Source organism: Nocardiopsis synnemataformans (assembly GCF_965343085.1).
GTDB classification, from domain to species: Bacteria; Actinomycetota; Actinomycetes; order Streptosporangiales; family Streptosporangiaceae; genus Nocardiopsis; species Nocardiopsis alborubida.
The window spans coordinates 1-20,924 of the sequence record NZ_CBDRFA010000043.1 but is presented as its reverse complement, the minus strand read 5'-3'; the positions used below and the strand labels follow the sequence as shown (position 1 = coordinate 20,924).

Below are 20,924 nucleotides of genomic sequence, written 5' to 3'. Positions count from 1 at the left end.
CTGATCGTCAAGTTTCCATGCCCTTCAAGCTTTGACGTCCTTCGGGACCTGAAGTCGGTAGCGTGTGCTCTGGTGGTCGCTACGATTTTCCATGCCCTTCGGGCTTTGACGTCCTTCGGAACTGCAGGCTTGCATGGCCTACGTCGTTTACTTCAACCTTGTTTCCATGCCCTTCGGGCTTTGACGTCCTTAGGAACCCTCCCCCGTTTTCATGGCCCCTGACCTGCGGTGCCATACCGCCTCTGCAAACGAACCGGCTTCCTGAGTTGTGGGCGCCGACTACCGTACGCGCCCTTCCCCTACCGCTTGGAGGTTTCCTGGGCTCACGCCCTGCGGACGAAGCTCCTTCCCTGCCCAATCTCATCGATCCAGTTCTCCACGAGACCGTGGGCGTTGTCCGTGCTGGCCTCCAGCTCCCGGACATGGCTGCCCCGCTTCCACAGGTCCACGCTGACGGCGTCGCCCTCGGGCAGAAAACGGTTCCAGAAGGCGAAGGAGAACAGTCTCCACTCGTTCTTGTCTCCCACCGCACGAAGCCACAGCGGCGAGGCCCGGCGCAGCTGTTCCACACCGCCGTCCGCCTTGGTCCTGGTGGCCCTTACATCGTAGTCGCCCTTGTACACCAGGGGCAGGCCCATAGCGGCCATGGGCATCCGCTTCTCCCGCCTCGCCTTATCGTGGATGACGTCGACCCACCCCTTCGTCTTGATCGCCGGGCTGTAGTCCTCTGCCTTGTCCGAGTCGAGTTCGGCGCGAAAGTAGCGCAACTCCCTGCCCGTCCTGGCCAGGACCGCCTGCCAGGACGCCTGGCTCCGGCCGCCTGCGATCCCCGCTGTGGTGTGTTCCTCGCCCAGCGCCGGGAACGAGGCGATCGGCTCCTCACCCCAGTCGAACTCCTCCGCTTCCGCGGCGGCCTTGCCGTCCCCGGTCGCAGCGCACACCCTGCTCAGCGCCTCGCGGGCCTCTGCCGCGGGACCGGTGAACAGCAGGTGCTGAGCCTTGGCGTAGTGCGAAAGTCCTGGGGTGTGCATCAGCGAGGACCCCGACTCGAAGGGAAGCCCCTGCTGTGCTCCCACGATGCGCAGGTTTCCGAATCCGCGGCGGATGCGCGACCCGACGCCGCCATAGGCACAGTTGAGCCAGAGCGCGGCCAGGGCGCACTGGTGGGCGTCGCGGTCCCGTCCTTCCAGGCGGACCTTGAGCTGGAACTCCTGTGGGGGGATGAAGTTCCTCGTCAGCGGCCTTCCCTTGGTGGTCAGCCCCGGGCCGAGGAGGTAGGCGATCCACTTGCCCTGCTCCCAGTCGTCGAGAAGAGTCTGGAGCTCTACCGTGGAGGGCGTGGGCTGGCGCGGGATGCGCAGTTTGACGGGTGAGGAGCTGGCGGTGGAGCCCAGGACCCGGTCCTCGACCTCCCGGAGCCGGTACAGATTGTCACCGACGTATCGAGCCGCCATGGCCCGCAGCCAGAACCGCATCCCGCCCCGTAGGGAGGGGACGCGGACCTCGGGGGGCGCGTCCAGGTGCGCGTCCGCGGGGGTCGCGGCCGAGTTGAAGACCGGGGTGGCCACCTGGATCGTGAGTGTGGTCCACATGGGAAGTCACCTCTGTTCCGTGCGCCAGTGCGCGTGTGTGAGGGGAGCGGTCAGGGGCCGGTCGTCCCACAGGATCTGGGAGAAGACACCGGCGACGAGGCACCAGGCTCCGGCCTGGAGCAGGGCGGCCAGAGCGGCGTCGGGGTAGAGGTTCCAGGCTCCCCGGAAGATGTGGCCGTTCTCGCTGAAGACGGGCACGACCCAGGCGAGGCCGAGTAGCGCGATCAGGAGGGCGTGCGCGGAGGCGGCGCACCACACCAGGAACGCCCGCAGGAGGGCCGCTCCGATGCCGACACCGGTGTTGCGTGCGTTGGCGAGCAGGTAGGCGAACGCCGCGGCGGACAGGAGGAGGGCGACCCAGACAGGGCCCAACGGCGGTTCGGCGCCCGGTTCCCTGCCGGGGATCTCCATGGCGGTGGGCTCGAAGGCTGCTCCCCACCAGGACGGGTGCATGGTGGTCACGACGAACAGGCCGATCGCGGCAGCCGCCGGGACGCGCAGGAGCCAGGGCAGCGCCCACGCACGTCCGTGCACGATGAGCCCGACGAGCCCGGTGGCGTAGGCAAACCCAGCCAGGACCGCGGCGAAGCTCAGGGGGGACCAGCCGGTGATGGGGACGGACCTCAACCAGGGCGAGGACAGGGCTCCGGCCAGGGCGAGAACGCCCAGGAACAGCGTCGCCGCCGCTGTGATCCTCCCCAGGCGGGGATATTCGGCCAGGGCCAGGGCGGCGTGCGCGGTTGTGAGGACGCGGTAGCGCGGGAGCAGGTGCCGTTCGACGATCCCGGAGGCAAAGCCGACGTCCTCGGTGGTGTACCGGGGACCGTGTTTCAAACCAGCCAGGCGTTGGTGGTTGACCGCCAGAGGCGGCCCCAGCCGGGCAAAGGTCGCCCGGTATCCGGAACCGGTGTTCCGGTCTCCCGGGTACTCGAACAGCAGGAGGTCGGTCTCGGCCTCGATCTCACCGGGTTCAGCCCCGTCCAGCGCGGGCAGGGACTCGTGGCGGCCGAGCAGCTCCGACCACTCCCACCGTGCGTGGCGGCTGTGGGCGAGGATCAGGTGGTCGCCCTGCCCGCCGAAGAGGGCGTGTGCAGCGTCGGAGGGAACGAAACCGGTCTCTCCCCGCGCGCCCCGGTAGGGCTCGGACAGGGCGAGGAAGCGGTGTCGGGCCGCCACAGGCACGAGCACCTCGGCCTCGGTGTCCATCAGCGGAAGGGGATTCTCCCCGGACCGGGAGTGCAGTGCCCGCCAGGCCGCCTCGCTGGTCCAGCACCAGGCGAACCACTGGTGGTTGAGGCTCAGCTCCGCCTCCTGTGCCTCCTCCTTCGCCAGGGCAGGGATGATGGCCAGGGGTCGGTACAGAGCGGCCAGGAGTCTCGGCGTGTACTCGCACAGTGCGCGTGTGATCGCGTCGATAGCCTGGTCGACGTCGTGCGGGGTGACCACGATGCCCACCGGGGGGCTCAGCACCTTCGGGATGAGTGCGTACGCCCGAAGTACAGCGGGGGCGGACAGCGCGGCGATGTCGGTCGCCTCGCTGTTTCCCGGCCGGTGCCGGTTGAGCGCGACGCCCACCCCCGCGCGAACCCGATAGCGCAGGCGGGGCGCGATGGCGAAACCGACGGCTTCGGAGTCGCCGGGCGCGGTTGAGGCGGTCACCGGGTCACCGCCCGTGTTCCAGGTGTTCCTCGAACAGGATCCGCATGCCCCGGCCGAACGCCGTGAGTCTGGCGCCCTGGCCCTGCTCTTCGTAGGCGTAGCCCTCCAGCAGCGCGCCCTCGGGGACCCTGGGCGCGGTGTGCGCACCGAAGCCCGCCAGTTCCAGGCCGACCAGTCGCGGGGGCATGCGGCGCAGCGGGATGGGCACGGTGCGCTCGGCCTTCTCGGGCAGGACGTGGGCCTGCGCGTCGCGGTCCAGGCTGCGCAACCATTCGGCTGTCGCGATCAGGTAGGGCACGGTGGCCCGGTAACCGCCGGACAGATGGAAGAGGACTCGCTCTTCCTGGTCGAGGAGCGGGTCGATGCCATGCGTTCGGTTGCCGACGAGCAGTCGGGCCAGGTAGCCGAGACCCTCCATCGCCTGGGCGAACTCCGTGTCCCGCTGGGCGTCCAGCCCCTTGACGCAGAGCACGAGGATCTGTCCGCGTTCGGGGCGGACGAGCCGGGTGTCCGGGCCGACTCCGTCCAGGTACAGGATCCGCTCTACGTCCCCCTTGGCCAGGGCGATGGCCGTCCAGACCGCGCAGGCGCGTCCGTCCTCGGTGTCACTGGAGAGCAGGACAGTCAGGTCCTCGTCCGCGACCATCGCCGGGTTGTAGGTGCGTACGGTGTCCAGTTCCGCGGACAGCCCCGGCACGGATGTCCACTTCCTGGCCTGCACGTCCTGGGCCAGCTCCTTGAAGACGGCGAGTGCGTTGCGTGAGGGGACGTCAACGCCGGACTTCGGGCCGAAGGCGTCCTTGAGACGGGCGGTGGCGTCATACACCCCCTCGGCGAGTCCCAGCTTGTCCTGCTTCCAGTACTCACGGGCTTCCTCGCCCCCGGGCACGGTCCGGCCTACCCGTTCCAGGTGGCCTCTCTCGAAGAATTCCCTGAGGCTGATCCCGACCGAGACGATGTGGACCGTCATACCTCACCCCTGTTCGCGTCCATGTATCCGTAGCCCGCCGCGGTCTTGGCTCCCACTCCCAGGTCCTCGACCGCTTCCTGGAGGCGGTTCGCGGCGAACTCGGTGATCTGCTCGGTGTCCCCGACGAGGTCGGCGGCGAAGATGCCGCCCGTGATGGTGAGGAAGTGCACGGGCACGGGCTGGTGGTGCTCCGCCGGGGGCTCGGGGTCCTCCCCCTGCCTCCGTGCCCGGGTGGTGTCGTAGTAGGGCTTCACGTGCGGGGTGAGGACGTCGGCCGACACCGTCACCGGGCCGTCGACCGCGAAGGCGTCCAGGAAGCGCACCGCGCCCCGTGCCGCTCTGTCACGGTCCTCTCCTCGGTCCTTCGGCTCTGCGCGGCTCTCCGTGCCGGTGTCGCCCTCGCCGCGTTCCCGGTCGGGGTCCTGGCGGGAGGGGGGAAAGGGGGCGCCGAAGACGGTGCGGAAGATCTCTCTGCCTCTGGTCGTCTTTCCGGCCTTGTCCCACACGTGGGCCGCCGTCACACCCTTGAGACCGGATCCGGGGATGATCGGCCATCCGTACGTGCCGTGGAGGGTGAGTCCGAGCTCGTGGGCGTTGCCCTTCTCCCCGAGTCCGACGGCGAGCCGCCACTCGGGAGTGAGGAGGACGCGGACCACGTGCTTGCCCTGGGATCGGAGCTGGTCGAGTGCGCGCTCACGTCGCCGTGCGGCGTTGAGCACGTCCTCGCGCACCTGGCCGAGGTCGTGGTCCTGGGCCCACCGCACCAGCGACTGGCCCGCCTGCCGGGACAGCTCCACCCCGCCGGACCCTTCGGGGACGAACGCGGTCCGGCGCAGGACGATCAGCGCGTTGGTGCTCCCTCTGGCGCCCGAACCGACCAGAGCGGGGTGCGGATGTGCGTCGGTCCCCCACTCGGCCTGGAGGAGGCCTCCGAGCGGTCCGGCACTGGGTACGGGCATGCTCACGCGCGGAGCGGCCCCGGGAACGGGCCGGTCCCGCTCCGCCCTCCGCGGAGGGTCTCCGTCGGCCCGTGTCCGGGCGCCGGGCATCTGGCCCGGAGCCGTACGGGGAACGGCTGCCCGCCCGGGCGGCGGTCCCGGCCTGGGCCCCTGGGGGCCGCGTGCCTTCGGCATGTTGGCGGGTGAGAACCCGGGGCGGCCCGGTTCGCGCGGGGACTGGGTGTTCTCCTCGCTCACCGGCTCTCTCCTCCTCCCGGCGGGGCCGCTTCGGCCTTCGTGTTGGGGTAGACGGCGTCGGCCAGTCTGCGCAGCCAGGAGAACAGGACACCCACCTCGCGGCTGGCCCGTGCGTAGGTGGCCCAGTCCATGTCACCCAGGGCCGAGAGCACCGCCCGGTGGACTCCGGGCTCCGCCTCGGTGGCGAGGGCAGCGGGAACCAGGCCCTTGTCGGCCAGGTGGGTGCGGATCTGCTGGGCGACGGCGCGGTAGGCCTGGGTCAGCCGCTCCGAGGACGCCGAGTTCGATCGGGCGGCGAGGAAGGCGTAGGTGGCCGCCAGGCCGCTGCCGTGCAGTTGGATGGGCAGGTGCCGGAACCGGGAGCGCAGTTCCCTGGCGTTGTCCCCCGTCGCCTCGGGCAGGAGACCGGCGGCGGTGCGCGCCATGCCCTGGTCGATCCGATGCATCAGGCCTCCTCCGTACCAGCGCCCTGGCCTGCCAGGCGTGTCCACACCAGCCCCTTGCCGAGGGTCTCGTCCCCGCCGATCCGGTGCAGGGCCGTGCCCGTCCCGTGCAGCAGCAGGGTCACCAGCCGCACGTGCTCCGGGGAGGGGTCGGTCGCTCCCCGTGGGCCACGCAGGGTCAGGGTGGAGGCCAGGACGGTCTCCGCGGGCAGGTACTCGCTGTGGAAGGGTCCGTTCTCCACGGTCTTGTCCGCGCCGAGCTGGACGCGGACGCTGACCTCGGTGCCCTCCTCCACCAGAGCCGCCATCGCGTCACTGGTCACGAGCACCAGGTCCTTGGCGAACTTGTTCGAGAAAGGCGCGAACGCGTCCTCGTTGGCGAAGGCGTCGGAGCGGATCCTCTCGGCCCACGCCCCGAGCAGTTGGTTCTGCTCGTTGGCCCCGGTGCCGTCGACCGCCAGGACCAGGGGGCCGAAGGCCTGCTCCCCCGTCCAGCCGTGGCCGGTGGAGAGGGCCTCCCCCGGTTCCTCGGGCAGCGCGGGCCCGGACGGGGCGTCCGAGGCCCGGTATTTGCGTGCCAGCCGTCCCAGCGCCATCACGGAGGTCACCCATGCGAAGGTCCGGCGCAGGGTCGGAACCGGCAGCGCCACCAGCTGGGCGTCGCCCACCGACAACAGCCCGGGAGTGGTGGGACCGCCCTGGCCAACAGGCGAGCCGAACACCTCGGTCACGTCCCGGTCGGACCACTCGGGGTGCTCTTCCGCCGCCTGTCGCAGAGCACCCTTGAGGCTCTGCCCGTACACGGTCGGGTAGCGGGTGTGCGCCTCGCGCTGGATGGGCAGGTCGATGATCCCCTCGCTGTCGGAGGCACCGGCGTGCAGGGGGGATTCGGCGTAGAAGAACGCCAGCAGGTCTTTCACGTCCACGTTCCCGTCAGGATCAGTCCGAACCCGGCTGTGGCCAGCCGTCGGCCGGTGTGGTCAGGGTTGTCGCCGCCCTCGCCCCAGGCGCGCCCGTGCGCTCGGGCCGCCCAGTCCCTCGCGGCGCGCTCGGGGTCCGGGCCGGTGAAGCGCAGCAGGTAGACCGACCCAGCGGGCACCGCCCACCGCAGCCAGGCGTACTCGACCCCGCCGTTCCGGTCGGGGCGCGCGCTGGCCACGTGTTCGGGGCCGTTGACCGCGGCGGAGACGAGGTGCGCGCCCTCGGGCAGAGGAGGCAGCCAGGTGTTGCGCCAGGTTCCGTCGGGGGAACGGCGCCGCCAGATCGCGGGGGTGGCCAGATACACCAGAACCCTCCCGTCGGGGAAGTGCTCGGGGTGCTCGGGGAGGGCGAGGCGGTTCTGCCGCTCGCACACGCGGACGTCGGCCAGGCGTCCTTCACCACCCAGGCGGACGGGCCCCGGAGGCGGCGGGGGCAGGGCGGGGTCAAGTTCGCACAGTGCCAGGAACGCCCACTCCTCGTCGGCGTTCTCGCGCAGCCGCAGGTAGTCCGACGCGTACAGGTGGGCGTGGCGGGCGGCCCGGCCCTGCCTAGCGATGCCGGTGCGGTGCTCGACATCCAGGGGAGGGCTCAGGCGCGACAGGAGTTCGGAGTCGATCCCCTCTCCGTGCAGGTAGCCGCGCATCGCGGAAGCGCTCCACCACAGGTCCTCGTCCCGGGTTCCGGCGTCGGGGGCGTGCAGCCACCGCAGCCCGTCCCGGTCCAGGTCGGTCAGAGCGGGTGTGTCCTGAGGTCGCAGACGCCGCCAGACGCGGTCAGAGGTGTCGGAGGGCACCACGTCGGCGGGGACGGGAAAGGCCAGGTGCCAACGCTCCGCTCCGGTGTCCCACCGGCCGAGGAGGGGACCCCGCACCGTACGCGGCTCCGGGGCCGGGTCCGTGTCCGGTCCCGCTGCGGCTTTGAAGGCCGCGCCCAGGGCACCGGCGACGGTGCTGGGCCAGGGGCGCTGGGTGTGTGCCGCTCCTCCGGCCCCGGCGGCGAAGGTACGCCCGTCCCGGACCTGGATCGCGTCGCGCGGGCGCAGTGCCATCCACACCGGCGTCGGCGCGCTGTCGTCGGTGCCCTCTTCCCGTGCCCCGGTCGGCCCAGGTGTCACCATGCCTGCCTCCTGAGGAAGACCGCGACCCGCGCCGCCGCCAGCGGCACCGGGGCGTGGGAGGCCTCGCCGTGCTCGGACCTGCCCAGGTTCACCAGGTTCCGCGCCTGCTGTGCGGTGCCGCCGTGCCGTAGGACCAACCGGGTCACCTCCGCCTCGTAGGTCTTCCTGTGGGGACTCGCGGCCAGGTCGGCGAGGGCCGCGCGCTCGGCGTACAGGTCGTTGACCAGCCGAGGTGAGAGCCCGCTGTCCTCGGTGGCCGGGGCCGTCCCCCTCGTGTGCGGCTTGAACGCGCGCAGCGTGCCCAGGGCGTCCTCCACCCAGTCCGAGGTCCAGGGACGCACCGTGTGGGAACGGGACCCCGAGCCGGTGATGTAGCCGACGGCGACGGCGTTCTTGTTGGGGACCTCCTTGGCTGCGACCAGCAGCTCCCGGGACCGGGCAATGGCGGTGTGCAGCGGGGAGCCCTGGTGGGCGAAGACCACCGCGCAGCTGAGCGTGGTCGGGTTCCCGTCCACCTCCGCCCGGCAGGCCTGAGCCGCCTCCAGGGCGGTCACGGCGGGCAGGAAGGCCATCAGGTCGTCCCCGCCCGAGTACACCGTCACCCCGGAGTGGTCCTCCTGGACCTGGCTGCGGTGGGTCTGGGAGAGCTTTCCCAGACGCTGGGATACGCGCCGGTGGCCCTGGTGCGTGATGGGAGCGGTGGACAGGTGTGTCCCCAGACCGTCGAGGTCGGCGGCGAGTACCGCGTAGTAGGGGTTGGCGTCGGCGCCGATCACCTCGGCCAGCTTCTCGGCGGCGTGCCGACCTCGCCGTACCGCGGCAGCGTCGACGGGGCTGCCGGGTGTTCCGTACTCGTGGGTGAGGGTGTCGGCGTTCCAGGTCTCGGGGGTGACCCACCACCCAGCGCCGCGCACGAACCACTGCTGGAGTTCGTTCCGGCCCGCGCGGTCCAGGCACGGAACGGCGCCCTCCAGGACCTGGAACCGGTCCTCGCCCATCACCTCCCGGGCGGCGGTGCTCAGCTCGGCGACCAGGTCGCGCACTCCGGGAGCGGTCCACGCGTCCAGTACGCGTTCGCGGAAGGGGGTGGAGGCGATCGAGGCGGTGGAGGGGAAACCCCTGCTGTGGGTGGAGCGGAGCGCGGGCGTGGCGTGCCAGCGGCGCTTGAGCCACACCGCGGCGGACAGCTCACTGCCGCGTTCGTGCCGGGGCACGCCCGAGGGCGGGGACTTCTCCGAGGGCCAGCGCGGTGAGACCGCGCACGGCCGGGTTCCGGTGCGCTCGGGGTAGTCGAAGGCGCGCAACCGCTTGCGCGCGGCCAGAGCGGTCTGCGCGGTCTTCCACTGCTCGGCGTAATCGCCTACCGCGGCGGGGGCCACACTCCACATGACCTCAGGGAAGCCGGGGACGTCTCGAGGTTCACCGAACAACCGGGAGGTCCAGGTCCGCCACTCGGAGCGCACCCGGTCGGCCGCGGCTCGGGCCAGGTCGGTTCCTTCCCCAGTGGCGGTCAGCGCCACGATCCGGTTCGGTGCTGCTGACGGGTCGGGTTTGGCGGGAATGACGAGTTCGGCGCCGTCCCTGGCCAGTTGGACGGCGGCTTCGGTGGCCAGCCAGGCCATGATGTCGCTGGCGTTGGCCGCGTCAGCGGTGGTGCGGGACTCGGTGATGAAGCGCTGGACGCCGGAGAGGGCGATGACGACCAGGTCGCGCGGTTCGGGTTCGCTCATACGGCTTCGTTCTGTGAGAGGTGGCGGACCTGTTCGGTGGGCGTGGTGCTGGTGGGGCTCGTGGGCTTCTCTCGGACAGCGCCCTGGCTACGCTCTGGCCTCGGTCGAGCGGGCTGCTCGTGCAGGTGCGCGCGGACGTGCCCGAGGCCGTGGGTGGTCTGCGCGCCCACCCCGGCGAAGGCCGCGAAGGACCACAGGGCGGCGAAGGCGCGTTGGGCGGCGCGTGAGGCGCGGGCGGGCAGGCCGAACACGGCGTGGCCGACGAACCCGGTGCGCTGGTGTCGGCCGGTACCGACCGGTTGGGTGCGAATGTCGTGGCGAGCCAGGTGGACCGACTCCAGGACCTCGGTGACCGCGTCGGGTGGGAGCGGTTGGGGACTGAAAGCGGCCCAGCGTCGGGCGAGCCCGGCGAGGAGGAGTTCGGGGTCCGGAAGGGGGATCTGGCGTCCGGCGCGGTTGACGTAGGCGGGACTGGTGAACTCGACCCTGGCCCGCGGTGTAGGCGGAGTGGCGGCCATGCGGGTGTAGGGCTGGGCCCGGCGTTCGGTGAGGGCAAGGCGGAGTGTGTGCTCTCCCAGGCGCACCGGAGCGGCCAGGTAGGCGGCCAGGTCGGGCTCGGTGGGCTCGTCCAGCCAGCTCAGCAGGAGCCGTCCCTCGTCGAGAGCGGCGGTGAAGGGCTTGGTCTGGGCGGTGTGCTCACTGCCGGGGGTCTCCAGCAGACGGCAGGCCAGAGCGTGCAGGTGGGCGGGATCGGTGCCGGAAGGCAGGGGGGATGTGGGGGTGAGTGTCCACTGGGTGGGCACACGGTCTCCCGAAGAGGCAGGGGGGTGGGGCGCCGGTTGCGGGGGCCGTCGCGTGGATATTGCGGTCACGGTAGCAACGCCGGTGGTGGCGTGTCAGGGAAAACGGGGATCTGTGGCCGCTTGCGGCATAGGGGTGGCGGACGGGGCCGGGGGAGGGTAAGGATGGGGCTGGTGTGATCGCTCACCGGGCCCGGTGGGGGACGCGTGTACACCGAATCCGGTTCTGGTGCGAAAACCCCGGGTTGCGCGCAGCGGGTTTGCGCTGTTCATGAGCTCGGGAGCGCGCTTTGTTGCCTGGGCCACGTGGGTTGCGTTGCTTTGGAGGGCAGTCGCGCGCAGAGGGGGTATATCGCCGCAGTTCAGGGGCCATGAAAATCGGGAAGGGTTCCACAGGACGTCAAAACCCGAAGGGCATGGAAAACCACCTAAAAGGGCGTAGATGCCCATAGCAACTACTGTTCCGAAAGACGCCAAAGCCCGAAGGGCATGGAAACCCCCATTGCGCAGCCGAGCTCAGGCCATCTTTGTTCCGAAGGACGTCAAAGCCCGAAGGGCATGGAAACAGCGCCATGAGTAGCACGTCCTGTGGCGTCTTGCGTTCCGCAGGACGTCAAAGCCCGAAGGGCATGGAAACCACGGCCAGTCCGCACCGTTACCGCCAATGCGACTTTCCACGCGGAACAAAGCCCGAAGGGCATCAGAGTAGAAAGAAAACTCTGCAAAGCTCTCGGGAGTGAATGCGATGGGAAATCTGCTCCGCCAGGTCGCGGACAACGAACGCCTCTTCTCGGCATGGAACGAGGTCCGAGACAACGACCTGGAGGACGGCGTCAAATCCGACCAGGTCCAGGAATTCGAACGCGGCGCCCTGCGCAACCTGGTGGAGCTGAGCGAACAACTGCTGGCGGGTGAGTACACACCCGGCCCTGTGGTGGCCATCGAGGTACCCAAGTCCTCCGGCGGCACCCGGCTGCTAGCGATCCCGGCCGTGCGCGACCGGATCGTGGAACGGGCCGTGCTGGAAGTCGTCGAGCCGTACCTGGACCCGGTGCTCTCACCGTGGAGCTTCACCTACCGCTCCGGCCTCGGCGTCAACGACGCGATACGCGCCCTCACCCAGGCCCGTAAAGCGGGCGCCCGGTGGGTGGCGCGCTGACATCACCGACTGCTTCGAGCGCATTCCCCGCTGGCCCGCCATCACCCGCGTCAAGGAGCTGGTACCCGACGCCGAGCTGTGCCTGCTGGTGCAGCACCTGATCTCCCGGGAGGCCACCGGGCCTGCGGCCTCCCGGGTACGCTCAGGCCGCAGACAGGGCCGGGGACTGCACCAGGGCAGCGCCCTGTCACCAGCGCTGACCAACCTGTACCTGGACGCCTTCGACAAGGCCATGCTCAGCCGCGGCCACCAAGTGCTGCGCTACGCCGACGACTTCACCATCCCCGCCCACACGCGCACCGAAGCCGAACAAGCTCTGGCCACAGCGGCAGAGACCCTGGCCGAGTGGGGCCTGGACCTGAACACCGACAAGTCCCACGTCGTCTCCTTCGATGAGGGAGTGGACTTCCTCGAGCGCACGGTCGGCTCCCGCGACGGGGTGGCGGCTGAGGAGCGGGCCAGCCCGCTGGAGACCACCGTCTACGTCACCACTCCCGGAGCGCTGGTGCGCAGCCGGGGCGACCGGGTGCGGATCGAGCACGGTGAGGAGGTGCTGCTGTCGGTCAACCTCAAGCGGGTCCGCCAGGTCGTGGGGGTGGGTCGGGTGGGGTTCAGCACCCCGTTCCTGCACCGGGCGCTGCGCCAGGGGGTGGAACTGGTGCTGCTGGACGACATCGGACGCTTCCAGGGACGTCTGTCCCGGGCGCTGGGCTCCGATGTGCACGTGCGCGCGGCGCAGTACGAGACCGCTTTGGACGGCGCCCGGGCATTGGCCTTCGCGCGCGTGTTCGTCGCGGGCAAGATCGCCAACCAGCGCACCGCCCTGCTGCGGGCCTCGCGTTCGACGTCCGCTCCCCAGGACGCGGGAGGAGAGGCGTCCGTGGTGGCCGAGCGCTTGGCCCAGGCCCGTGTCCGGGCAGGCGAGGCGGGCGGAATCGCGGAGTTGATGGGCTACGAAGGTGCGGCCAGCCGGGATTACTTCGCCTGTTGGGGGCGCATGCTCGGTCCTGCGTGGGGTTTTGCCCACCGTCGGCGGCGTCCGCCCCCGGATCCGGTCAATGCGATGCTCTCCTTCGGCTACACGTTGTTGCTCAACGACGCCGTGGTGGCCTGCCACATCGCCGGGCTCGACCCCGAGGGCGGTTTCCTGCACTCCCTGGCCCAGGGGCGGGCCAGTCTGGCGTTGGATCTGATGGAGGAGTTCCGGCCGGTGGTCGTGGACAGCGTGGTCACCGCCCTGGTACTGAAAGGCAAGGTGGCGCCGGAGGGGTTCGACCATCCGGTGGAGGATGAGAAGGGGTGTCGGATGGCCCCGGAGACGTTGAAGGTGTTTCTGGCCGCGTATGAGAAGCGGATGCTGACGCTGGTCCGCCATCCGGGGTTGGGGCGCAGGGTGTCCTACCGAATGGCGTTGACCGCGCAGGCACGCCTTCTGGCGGGGGTGCTCGCGGGACGTGAGGACACCTACACGTCGTTGGTCTGGCGGTGAGTGATGGGTGAGCACCCGCACCGGCGCCGGTTCTACCTGGTGTGCTACGACGTGGCCGACGACGGTCGCCGCCAGAGCGTGTCGGAGTTGTTGGCTGCCTACGGGCCCCGGGTGCAGTACAGCGTGTTCGAGGCCGTGATGCCTTCGCCGCACGTGTTTGAAGAGCTGCGCAAGGCGCTGCTGCAGGCGATCGAACCCGATGAGGACCAGGTGCGGGTGTACCCGCTGCGGGTTCCGGATCTGGACAAGGTGATGGTGTTGGGCAATCGTAGATTGGAGGAACGGGAGGACTTTTGGATCGTGTGAGCGGGGACGTGTACACCGAATCTGGTTCGGGTCCGAAAACCCCGCTTTGCGCGCAAGGCGTTTATGCTGGTCACCGCCCCACGGAGACAGAATGTTGCGTGGGTCACGCACTCTTGGGGATAGTGGGAGCCAGTCGCGTGCAGAAGGGATGCGTCGGCGCAGGTCAGAGGCCGTGAAATCCGGGAAGGGTTCCGCAGGACGTCAAAGCCCGAAGGGCATGGAAACTCGTGACCATGCACGACGAGGCCGTTGTAGCACTGTTCCGCAGGACGTCAAAGCCCGAAGGGCATAACCGCCCCCTCGCTTCTTTCCGCCTGCAGGGAAAGAATCCGCCGATAAGACCTCAACGTGCCGCAGGCACCTGGTCGGGCTCCGCTCTGTCGGATATCACCGAATCGAACTTCCCCTCGCGGCCCCACTGGCTGACCAACCTTCCCCACCGAGGTTTACGGTCGAAGGCCGCCGCGATCTCCTCACCCGTGGGTAGGGACCCGTGCTCCTTACGGTGTTCCAGAGCCCACCGCCATGCCCGCGACTGAACCCGAGGCGGAACCCTGCCGTCCACTCCAGCCGTGGGCTCCAACACCTCATGCTGACCCGCCTCCTGTTCGGGGACGACGTACAGCCCGAGCCGCTGGTCACTCTCCACTCCACGGTCTACTTCTCCCGTACCGTCCCCGGTGTGCGTACGCACCGCGTCCGCACTGCGTACGCTCCTCGCAGCCGTACGGAACTCGCGCATGAGCAACTCATAGGCACCGATCAGTGCGAACGACGGCCAGGCGTGGATGATCCTCGACCACATCGTGGGGTCGGCCACCGCGACGTTGGCCGCCAGGGAGGCGCCCGATCCGATGATCAACAGTGCCCAGGGCAGCAGACCGCCCTTGCGGCCGTTGCGGGCGTCGCTTAGCAGGGTCATGGAGGAGGCGACGATCATCCCGTCCACCGACAATGGGAACAGGGCCGCCCGCCACTCCGGCTCGCCGTGGCGCAACGCGAGTTCGTACATGTGGCTGTAGCTCACCACGGCCGCGATCACGGCCAGCATCAGCACGGCGGCGATGGTTGTCCAGCGGGACCAGCGGGAAGAATCCATTCCAGGTCACCGCCCGTCCAGCGCCAGGTCCGCGGACAAGGTCAGCGGCATGTACGTACCTGACGAGTCCGGCCTCCGACTCGAACCCCCACACTCATCAACTGAGAACACAGCTTCCTCAACGCCATGCGTGTGCCGGTCGACGGCAGCCGCCAGCAAGCAGCCACCGTTTGCTTCGCCACCGAAGTGCGCCCGTCGACGAGGCAAACTCTTCTCGCCAACACATATGGTCCAAGTCGGCAAGGTATTTTCATGCGGTAAACAGCTTGGTACAGCATGTGGTGGAAACGTTGATGTGTGTGCAGGTTGTCCTACTCCGAAGTACGTCAAGCATCCACGGGCAAGGACCTCACCCCATGCCCCACAGGCTCTTTTTTGAAAGGTCGGTGTTGGTGCCCTGGCGTTGCCCTCGCTGCTTCACCAGACGGCCCCAACGCTCCTTGCGGCAGAAGCGCGCCGCGATCTCACGACCGCTCGGCAACTCACCTTTTTCCTGTTGCTGTTCCGAAGCCCACCGCCATGCCCTGGCCTGGAACGGTGACAGGGCAGGCTCTGCGGTAGGCCCAGCCTCCGTGTTGTGCACGACCTGGAGATCGGTGAGCTTCGAAGCGTCCGACGCGACGGAGACTTGAGCCTCCTCGGGCTTCGCTTCGAATATCGGTTGCGTTGTCTGTCCGTCGTCTGCGGACGCAGCGCGTACGCTCCTCGCTGCCGTACGGAACTCACGCATCAACAACTCATACGCACCGATCAGCGCGAATGACGACCAGTCAAGCCGCGCCAGGCCGCTGGGAGTCAGGGAAGGTCGCTCAACAACACGAAAAACGCGGCCAGGGCACGAGTCCCGGCCACCAGACAACGGGAACGGTCACCGGAGGACGCCCACGGGCGCCCCTCTTTCAACCCCACCTCCACCCCACCAAAGGCGCGCCTGTCTTCCACCTAGCGGGCAGAGGCCTTGATGGAGCGCTGCGTCGTGCGGCGGGTAAAACAGCCAAGACCAACCGAGCAGCCCTGGCACACCTGTCACCCCGGAATGCCCGAGCGGAAGGCGCTCAGACGTCCCCGCGAGTCGGCCCCGTCCTGCCAGGCCGGGTCACAGCAAGGAAAGTGGGCCTCGCCGTACGCGGCGCTGCTGCGGCCAATGGGCTCCGGACCGTCAGCAACGTTGCACTGACGGTGTCGCTGATGCCGGTTGCGCGTGGTCCGCTCGGTCCTCGGTCCAGCCTTCTTGGTTCTGACGTCCGGATCGTACGCCCCAGCCGTGAGAGCAACCGTGCCCTCCCGCCACCAGCGTCCGAGCACGACGAGTACACGCCACTCGATTTCCGCCCCAGTCACCGGTCACAGCGGTCAGCAGGACGCGGCGGCAACGGCCGGAAGCATCAGGGGCTGTCGTCCTTCCGGGGGGCCGTGAGCCTGTCGGCGATGAGGGCGATGCCCTCGGTGAAGTACGGGGCCTCCGGCCGGTCGAGGAAACCGTGCCTCGATTCGGCCACGACGTGGTGATCCACGGGCACTCCCGCGGCGGCGAGCTCGCGCGCGAAGGCCTCCCCCGAGGCGCGCAGGGTGTCACGGTCGGCGTCGACCACGAGTGTGTCGGGCAGACCGCGCAGGTCGTGGCCGCCGGGGAAGGCGAACGGCTCGCCCATCGCCTCGGCCGACCCCGCGTAGTTGTGGTTCATGCGTCGCACCGTCGCCGCCCGGATCTGGGCGAGGCCGTGCCGCCCCCGCACCCGCGCGCGCACGTGCTCGGGGATCGGCGGCAGGGCGGCGTGGAAGGTGCCGTAGGCCAGGACCAGGCCGGCGGGCACGGTGGCGTCCCGCGCGGCGAGGCGCAGGGCCGCGGCCGCGCTCAGGCAGGCGCCCGCGCTCGCTCCGCCGAGCCAGGCGTCGGGGCGGGCACGGCGCACGGTCTCGTAGACGGAGGCGACGTCGTCCAGGGGCAGCGGGTAGCGCACCCCGGGCAGAGGCCCCGGGGGCGCGTCCCGGAACCAGTTCCACGCGGGAACGCGCCGGTAGTCCACCGCGACGACCCCTACACCGCGCTGGGCGAGCGCGGCGGCGACCGCGTGGGATTCGAGCTGGTCGAGGCCCCCGTGCGAGAAGGCGCCCCCGTGGACCCACACCAGCGCGGCCACAGTTGGGCCATCGGCCCTGTCATAGCGGCGGACGGGCACGGGACCGTGTTCGCCGGGCACGGCTTCGTCACGGATGTCCAGGCCGCGGGTCAGCACGTCGACCGCCGACGCGCGCATACCCCTTCTCACCGGTCCACCCCCACAGGACGCGCGGCCCGGTCCGGTCCGCGGTGTTCCTCGACGAACCGTGTTCCCCCAAGGCGGCGACGGCCGGGAACACAGCGGTGCCGGACCTGTTCGCTGTGCCCTGCGACCCTACCGGCGTGTGCCGGTCCGAAGCACGCGTTCTCGGGGCCGGTGAGCAGGGCGCGCGGTGCCCCAGGCGGAGACGGCACTTTCGTGTGGCGCTCCCGGCACACGGTTGACCGCTTGGGCACGTGAAAGCCCGACATGCGCATTCCGACGCTCCTTCTTCCTCATTGACGCGCGTTACTTAGTATGATGTCATTTAGTAACGCGCGTTACTAGCGGGCCAGGAAGGAAATGCGATGACGCACACGACCGGCGAGGGCCTTCCCCTGGAAGGACGAACGGGATGACCAACGAGGACTTCAACCGCGGCTGGAGCTTCCGCCCCAAGGTCACGGCGTTCCAGGAGCTGGGAGGTACCGACGGCAGCCAGTGGCAGGAGGTCACCCTTCCCCACGACGCCCTTATCGCCGCGCCACGGCGCCCCGACACCCCGCGCGGGGACACGACCGCCTACCACCCGGGAGGGGCGTTCGAGTACCGCAAGACGTTCACCGTCCCCGAAGGGGACCGCGGCAGGAGGGTCCTGCTGGAGTTCGACGGCGTCTACCGCGACGCCATGGTGTACGTGAACGGCCACCTGGCCGGACAGCACGCCTTCGGCTACTCCAGGTTCACCGTGCGCATCGACCCCTACCTGGACTTCGGCGCCGACAACGAGGTGCGCGTGGCCTGCCGCGCCCACCTCGACAGCCGCTGGTACTCGGGGGCCGGCATCCACCGCGACGTGCGCCTGGTGGTGAAGAACCCCCTCCACATCGCCCACGACGGCGTCCGGGTGAGCACCCCCGACGTCGATGACGAGCGCGCCGTGGTCGAGGTCGCCGCGCGTGTGGCCAACACCGGACCGACCACGACCACGGCCCGGCTCACCGCTGTGGTCTCCGACGGCCAAGGCCGCGACGTGGCCACCTCCACCTCACCGATCACGCTGCTGCCCTCCGAGGAGGGGGTGGTCCGACGCCGCCTGGTCGTTCCCCGCCCCGAGCGGTGGAGGGTGGAGTCCCCGCACCTGTACACGGTCCGGATCCGCCTGGACCAGGACGGGGAGACCGTCGACGAGGAGACCGTGGTCTTCGGCGTCCGCACCCTGCAACTCGACCCCGACAACGGCCTGCGGATCAACGGGGAGCCGGTCAAACTCCGCGGGGCGTGCATCCACTCCGATAACGGCCCCCTGGGGGCGGCCGCGATCGGGGCGGCCGAGGAGCGCCGGGTCGCCCTGCTCAAGGAAGCCGGGTTCAACGCCGTCCGCAGCTCCCACAACCCCGCCAGCAGCGCCCTGCTCGACGCCTGCGACCGGCTGGGGATGCTCGTCATGGACGAGACGTTCGACATGTGGACCTCGGGCAAGTCCGACTTCGACTACGCCTCCGACTTCGCCCAGTGGTGGGAGCGCGACATCGAAGCCCTGGTGGCCAAGGACTTCAACCACCCCAGCGTCGTCTTCTACTCCATCGGCAACGAGATCCCCGAGACCGGCAGCGGCGTCGGCGCGGCCTGGGGCCGACGCCTGGCGGAGAAGGTCCGGTCGTTGGACCCGACCCGGTTCGTCACCAACGGCGTCAACAACTTCGTCTCCCTGCTGGACGTCGTCCTGCCCGGAATGCAACAGCAGCGCCAGGCCCGCGCCGAGGGGCAGGACCAGGCAGCCGGAGGCGGTGTGAACACCATGATGGCCGGGTTCGGGCAGATGATGGGACACATCCAGGCCTCCGAGCAGGCCACGGAGCGCACGGAGGAGTCCTACGCCGTCCTGGACGTGGCGGGCATGAACTACGGGGACGCCCGCTACGCCATGGATCGCGAGCTCTTCCCCGACCGCATCATCGTCGGGACCGAGACGTGGCCACCTCGGATCGACGCCAACTGGGAGCTCGTCGAGGCCCACAGCCACGTGCTCGGCGACTTCACCTGGACGGGGTGGGACTACCTCGGTGAGACCGGGATCGGACTGATCAGGTATGAGGAGGAGGGCGACACCTCCTCCGGTGGCTCCTTCTCCCCCGGCTACCCCGCGCTGACCGCGTGGTGCGGTGACATCGACATCACCGGTCGGCGGCGCCCGGTGTCCTTCTACCGGGAGATCGTCTTCGGTCTGCGCTCGGACCCCTACGTCGCGGTACAGAACCCCCAGAACCACGGCAAGGCCGTCAGGGTCACCACACCGTGGGCGTGGAGCGACGTGACCGACAGCTGGACCTGGCCGGGAAGCGAGGGCGGACCCGTGCACGTGGAGGTCTACAGCGACGCCGAGGAGGTCGAACTCCTGCTGGACGGCACCGTGGTCGGCCGCGCCCGGGTCGGCGAGACGCGAAAGTACCGGGCCGACTTCGAGCTGACCTACCAGCCGGGAGAGCTCACCGCCGTCTCCTACCGCGAGGGCCGGGAGAGCGGACGCTCCCACCTGGTCACGGCCGGAGAGAACCTCCACCTGAGGGCCCGTGCCCCGCGGACCAGGGTGGACGCCGACACCAGGGACCTGGCCTTCGTCGCCCTTGAGCTCACCGACGCCGACGGCGTCACCCGCGCCGACCTCGAACGCACGGTCTCGGTCACCGTGGACGGCCCGGGTGTGCTCCAGGCCCTGGGCAGCGCCAACCCCGTCACCGAGGAGGGGTTCACCGACGGCAAGCACCTGACGTTCGGCGGACGCGCCCTGGCCGTGGTCCGGCCGACCGGCCCCGGAACGATCACGGTCACGGCCCGGTGCGAGGACTGCGAACCGGTGACGGTCACGCTGACCGCCCGGTGACGCGCCCCGCGCGCGGAACCCCCAGATGGAGCGGGTAGCTCCGGACCTCCCCGGCACGGGGCGGCGGGCTCGAACCGCCGCTGCCCCGTGGACGCGGTCCCCGGCACCGCCCGGACGAGGTGTGCAGCACGACGTGCCCCGCCGTCCGGTTCCCTTCCTGCCGGAACCGGACGGCGGGGCACGGCCGATCCGTCGTCAGATCCCCTGGGCCAGCCGGTGGTAGGCGGCGTTCCAGCGGACATGGCGCTGGAACTCCTCCAGCGTCGTGCCCTCGTCGATGGCCAGGAACTCCACGCCCGCCATCTCCGCGAAGTCGCGGAACACCTCGATCCCGACGGTGGTGGCCATGACCGTGTGGTGCGCGGCTCCGGCCGTCAGCCATGCGGCGGCGGAGGTGGCGAAGTCGGGAGCGGGTTCCCAGAGCGCCCGGCCCACCGGCAGGTGGGGCATGGGCTCGTCCAAGGGCACGTTGGTCACCTTGTTGGCGACCATGCGGAAGCGGTCGCGCATGTCGCTCAGGGCGACCACGACCGCGGGCCCCGGGTCGGCGGTGAAGACCAGGCGCACCGGGTCCTCCCTGCCGCCGATCCCCAGCGGGTGGATCTCCAGCGACGCCCTGCGCGAGGTGAGGGAGGGGCTCACCTCCAGCATGTGGGCGCCCAGAATCTTCTCCTGGCCCGGAACCAGGTGGTAGGTATAGTCCTCCATCAGGCTGGCTCCGCCGGGCAGCCCCGCGCCCATCACGTTGGCCACACGCACCAGCAGGGCGGTCTTCCAGTCCCCCTCGGCCCCGAAACCGTAGCCGTCGGCCATCAGGCGCTGGACGGCGAGCCCCGGCAGCTGGCGCAGCGCACCCAGGTCCTCGAAGTTCGTGGTGAAGGCGCCGAACCCCCCGGCCTCCAGGAAGCCCCTCAGGCCCAGTTCGATCGCCGCCCCGTACCGCAGGGAGTCGTGGCGCTCGCCGCCGGACCTGAGCTCGGGGACCACGTCGTAGGTCTGCTCGTACTCCTCGACCAGGGCGTCGACCTGCGATGAGGGGACCGCGTGCACGGCCTCGGCGAGTTCGTTGACGCCCCAGGTGTTGACCTGCGTCCCGAAGCGCAGTTCGGCCTCGGTCTTGTCGCCCTCGGTGACGGCGACGAAGCGCATGTTGTCGCCGAAGCGCGCGAGCCGCAGGCCCTGGGCGGCGTCCCACCCGGCGGCGGCACGCGCCCAGGAGGCGACGCCCGCGGTGACGT

General features: G+C 69.9%; 17 protein-coding genes. 4 read left to right on the top strand and 13 right to left on the bottom strand.

The genetic code is table 11. From position 1 onward, the window contains the following. Positions 1–323 precede the first annotated feature (323 nt). The 9 genes from cmr1 to cas6 all read right to left on the bottom strand — a co-directional run bounded on the left by cmr1 (position 324) and on the right by cas6 (position 10,491). On the bottom strand, positions 324–1,592 hold the full coding sequence (cmr1, locus tag ACSIH6_RS23400; protein ID WP_435110451.1) for a type III-B CRISPR module RAMP protein Cmr1: 1,269 nt from the start codon (positions 1,590–1,592) through the stop codon (positions 324–326). Positions 1,593–1,598: 6 nt separating this feature from the next. Beyond that, the gene (locus tag ACSIH6_RS23395) at positions 1,599–3,251 is read right to left on the bottom strand and encodes a hypothetical protein (protein ID WP_435110450.1); all 1,653 of its coding nucleotides are present in this window, start codon (positions 3,249–3,251) and stop codon (positions 1,599–1,601) included. Between the two features lie 4 nt (positions 3,252–3,255). Further along, positions 3,256–4,221, bottom strand: coding sequence for a hypothetical protein (locus tag ACSIH6_RS23390; RefSeq protein ID WP_435110449.1), 966 nt, complete (start codon positions 4,219–4,221; stop codon positions 3,256–3,258). Further along, positions 4,218–5,180, bottom strand: coding sequence for a type III-B CRISPR module RAMP protein Cmr6 (gene cmr6, locus ACSIH6_RS23385; protein WP_435110448.1), 963 nt, complete (start codon positions 5,178–5,180; stop codon positions 4,218–4,220). Before cmr6 ends, ACSIH6_RS23390 begins: the two co-directional genes overlap by 4 nt. A 233-nt stretch (positions 5,181–5,413) precedes the next feature. After that, positions 5,414–5,863 (bottom strand): type III-B CRISPR module-associated protein Cmr5, encoded by a 450-nt coding sequence (locus tag ACSIH6_RS23380; protein ID WP_435110447.1) that lies wholly within the window; start codon positions 5,861–5,863, stop codon positions 5,414–5,416. Continuing rightward, a complete protein-coding gene (gene cmr4 / locus ACSIH6_RS23375; protein WP_435110446.1) occupies positions 5,863–6,786 on the bottom strand; it encodes a type III-B CRISPR module RAMP protein Cmr4 in 924 nt (307 codons plus the stop codon). Before cmr4 ends, ACSIH6_RS23380 begins: the two co-directional genes overlap by 1 nt. Next, complete coding sequence (locus tag ACSIH6_RS23370) at positions 6,777–7,958, bottom strand: type III-B CRISPR module-associated Cmr3 family protein (RefSeq protein WP_435110445.1); 1,182 nt, start codon at positions 7,956–7,958, stop codon at positions 6,777–6,779. Before ACSIH6_RS23370 ends, cmr4 begins: the two co-directional genes overlap by 10 nt. Next, a complete protein-coding gene (cas10, locus tag ACSIH6_RS23365; RefSeq protein WP_435110444.1) occupies positions 7,952–9,688 on the bottom strand; it encodes a type III-B CRISPR-associated protein Cas10/Cmr2 in 1,737 nt (578 codons plus the stop codon). The genes ACSIH6_RS23370 and cas10 overlap by 7 nt, the downstream gene beginning before the upstream one ends. Further along, positions 9,685–10,491, bottom strand: a complete 807-nt coding sequence (cas6, locus tag ACSIH6_RS23360; RefSeq protein WP_435110443.1) for a CRISPR system precrRNA processing endoribonuclease RAMP protein Cas6 — start codon at positions 10,489–10,491, stop codon at positions 9,685–9,687. Before cas6 ends, cas10 begins: the two co-directional genes overlap by 4 nt. 742 nt (positions 10,492–11,233) lie before the next feature. Here cas6 and ACSIH6_RS23355 point away from each other — a divergent pair. The 3 genes from ACSIH6_RS23355 to cas2 are packed head-to-tail and all read left to right on the top strand — an operon-like array spanning position 11,234 to position 13,442. Then, entirely contained in the window at positions 11,234–11,647 is a 414-nt protein-coding gene (locus tag ACSIH6_RS23355) for a hypothetical protein (RefSeq protein ID WP_435110442.1), read from the top strand. A gap of 1 nt (position 11,648) precedes the next feature. Then, positions 11,649–13,136: a CRISPR-associated endonuclease Cas1 gene (gene cas1 / locus ACSIH6_RS23350; protein ID WP_435110491.1), complete on the top strand. Its 1,488-nt coding sequence runs from the start codon at positions 11,649–11,651 to the stop codon at positions 13,134–13,136. 3 nt (positions 13,137–13,139) lie between these two features. Continuing rightward, positions 13,140–13,442, top strand: a complete 303-nt coding sequence (gene cas2, locus ACSIH6_RS23345; protein WP_435110441.1) for a CRISPR-associated endonuclease Cas2 — start codon at positions 13,140–13,142, stop codon at positions 13,440–13,442. Positions 13,443–13,785: 343 nt separating this feature from the next. Here cas2 and ACSIH6_RS23340 read toward each other — a convergent pair whose 3' ends face one another. The 3 genes from ACSIH6_RS23340 to ACSIH6_RS23330 all read right to left on the bottom strand — a co-directional run bounded on the left by ACSIH6_RS23340 (position 13,786) and on the right by ACSIH6_RS23330 (position 16,799). After that, positions 13,786–14,541, bottom strand: a complete 756-nt coding sequence (locus ACSIH6_RS23340) for a DUF2637 domain-containing protein (protein ID WP_435110440.1) — start codon at positions 14,539–14,541, stop codon at positions 13,786–13,788. 349 nt (positions 14,542–14,890) lie between these two features. Further along, a complete protein-coding gene (locus ACSIH6_RS23335) occupies positions 14,891–15,271 on the bottom strand; it encodes a hypothetical protein (protein ID WP_435110439.1) in 381 nt (126 codons plus the stop codon). 655 nt (positions 15,272–15,926) lie between these two features. Further along, a complete protein-coding gene (locus tag ACSIH6_RS23330; RefSeq protein ID WP_435110438.1) occupies positions 15,927–16,799 on the bottom strand; it encodes an alpha/beta hydrolase in 873 nt (290 codons plus the stop codon). A gap of 418 nt (positions 16,800–17,217) precedes the next feature. Between ACSIH6_RS23330 and ACSIH6_RS23325 the strand changes: the two genes are divergently transcribed. Beyond that, positions 17,218–19,686 carry a glycoside hydrolase family 2 TIM barrel-domain containing protein gene (locus ACSIH6_RS23325; RefSeq protein WP_435110437.1) on the top strand — a complete coding sequence of 823 codons (2,469 nt, stop codon included), beginning with the start codon at positions 17,218–17,220 and terminating at the stop codon, positions 19,684–19,686. Between the two features lie 195 nt (positions 19,687–19,881). Here ACSIH6_RS23325 and ACSIH6_RS23320 read toward each other — a convergent pair. Next, on the bottom strand, positions 19,882–20,924 hold a 1,043-nt coding region (locus tag ACSIH6_RS23320), incomplete at its 5' end, for an L-arabinose isomerase family protein (RefSeq protein WP_435110436.1).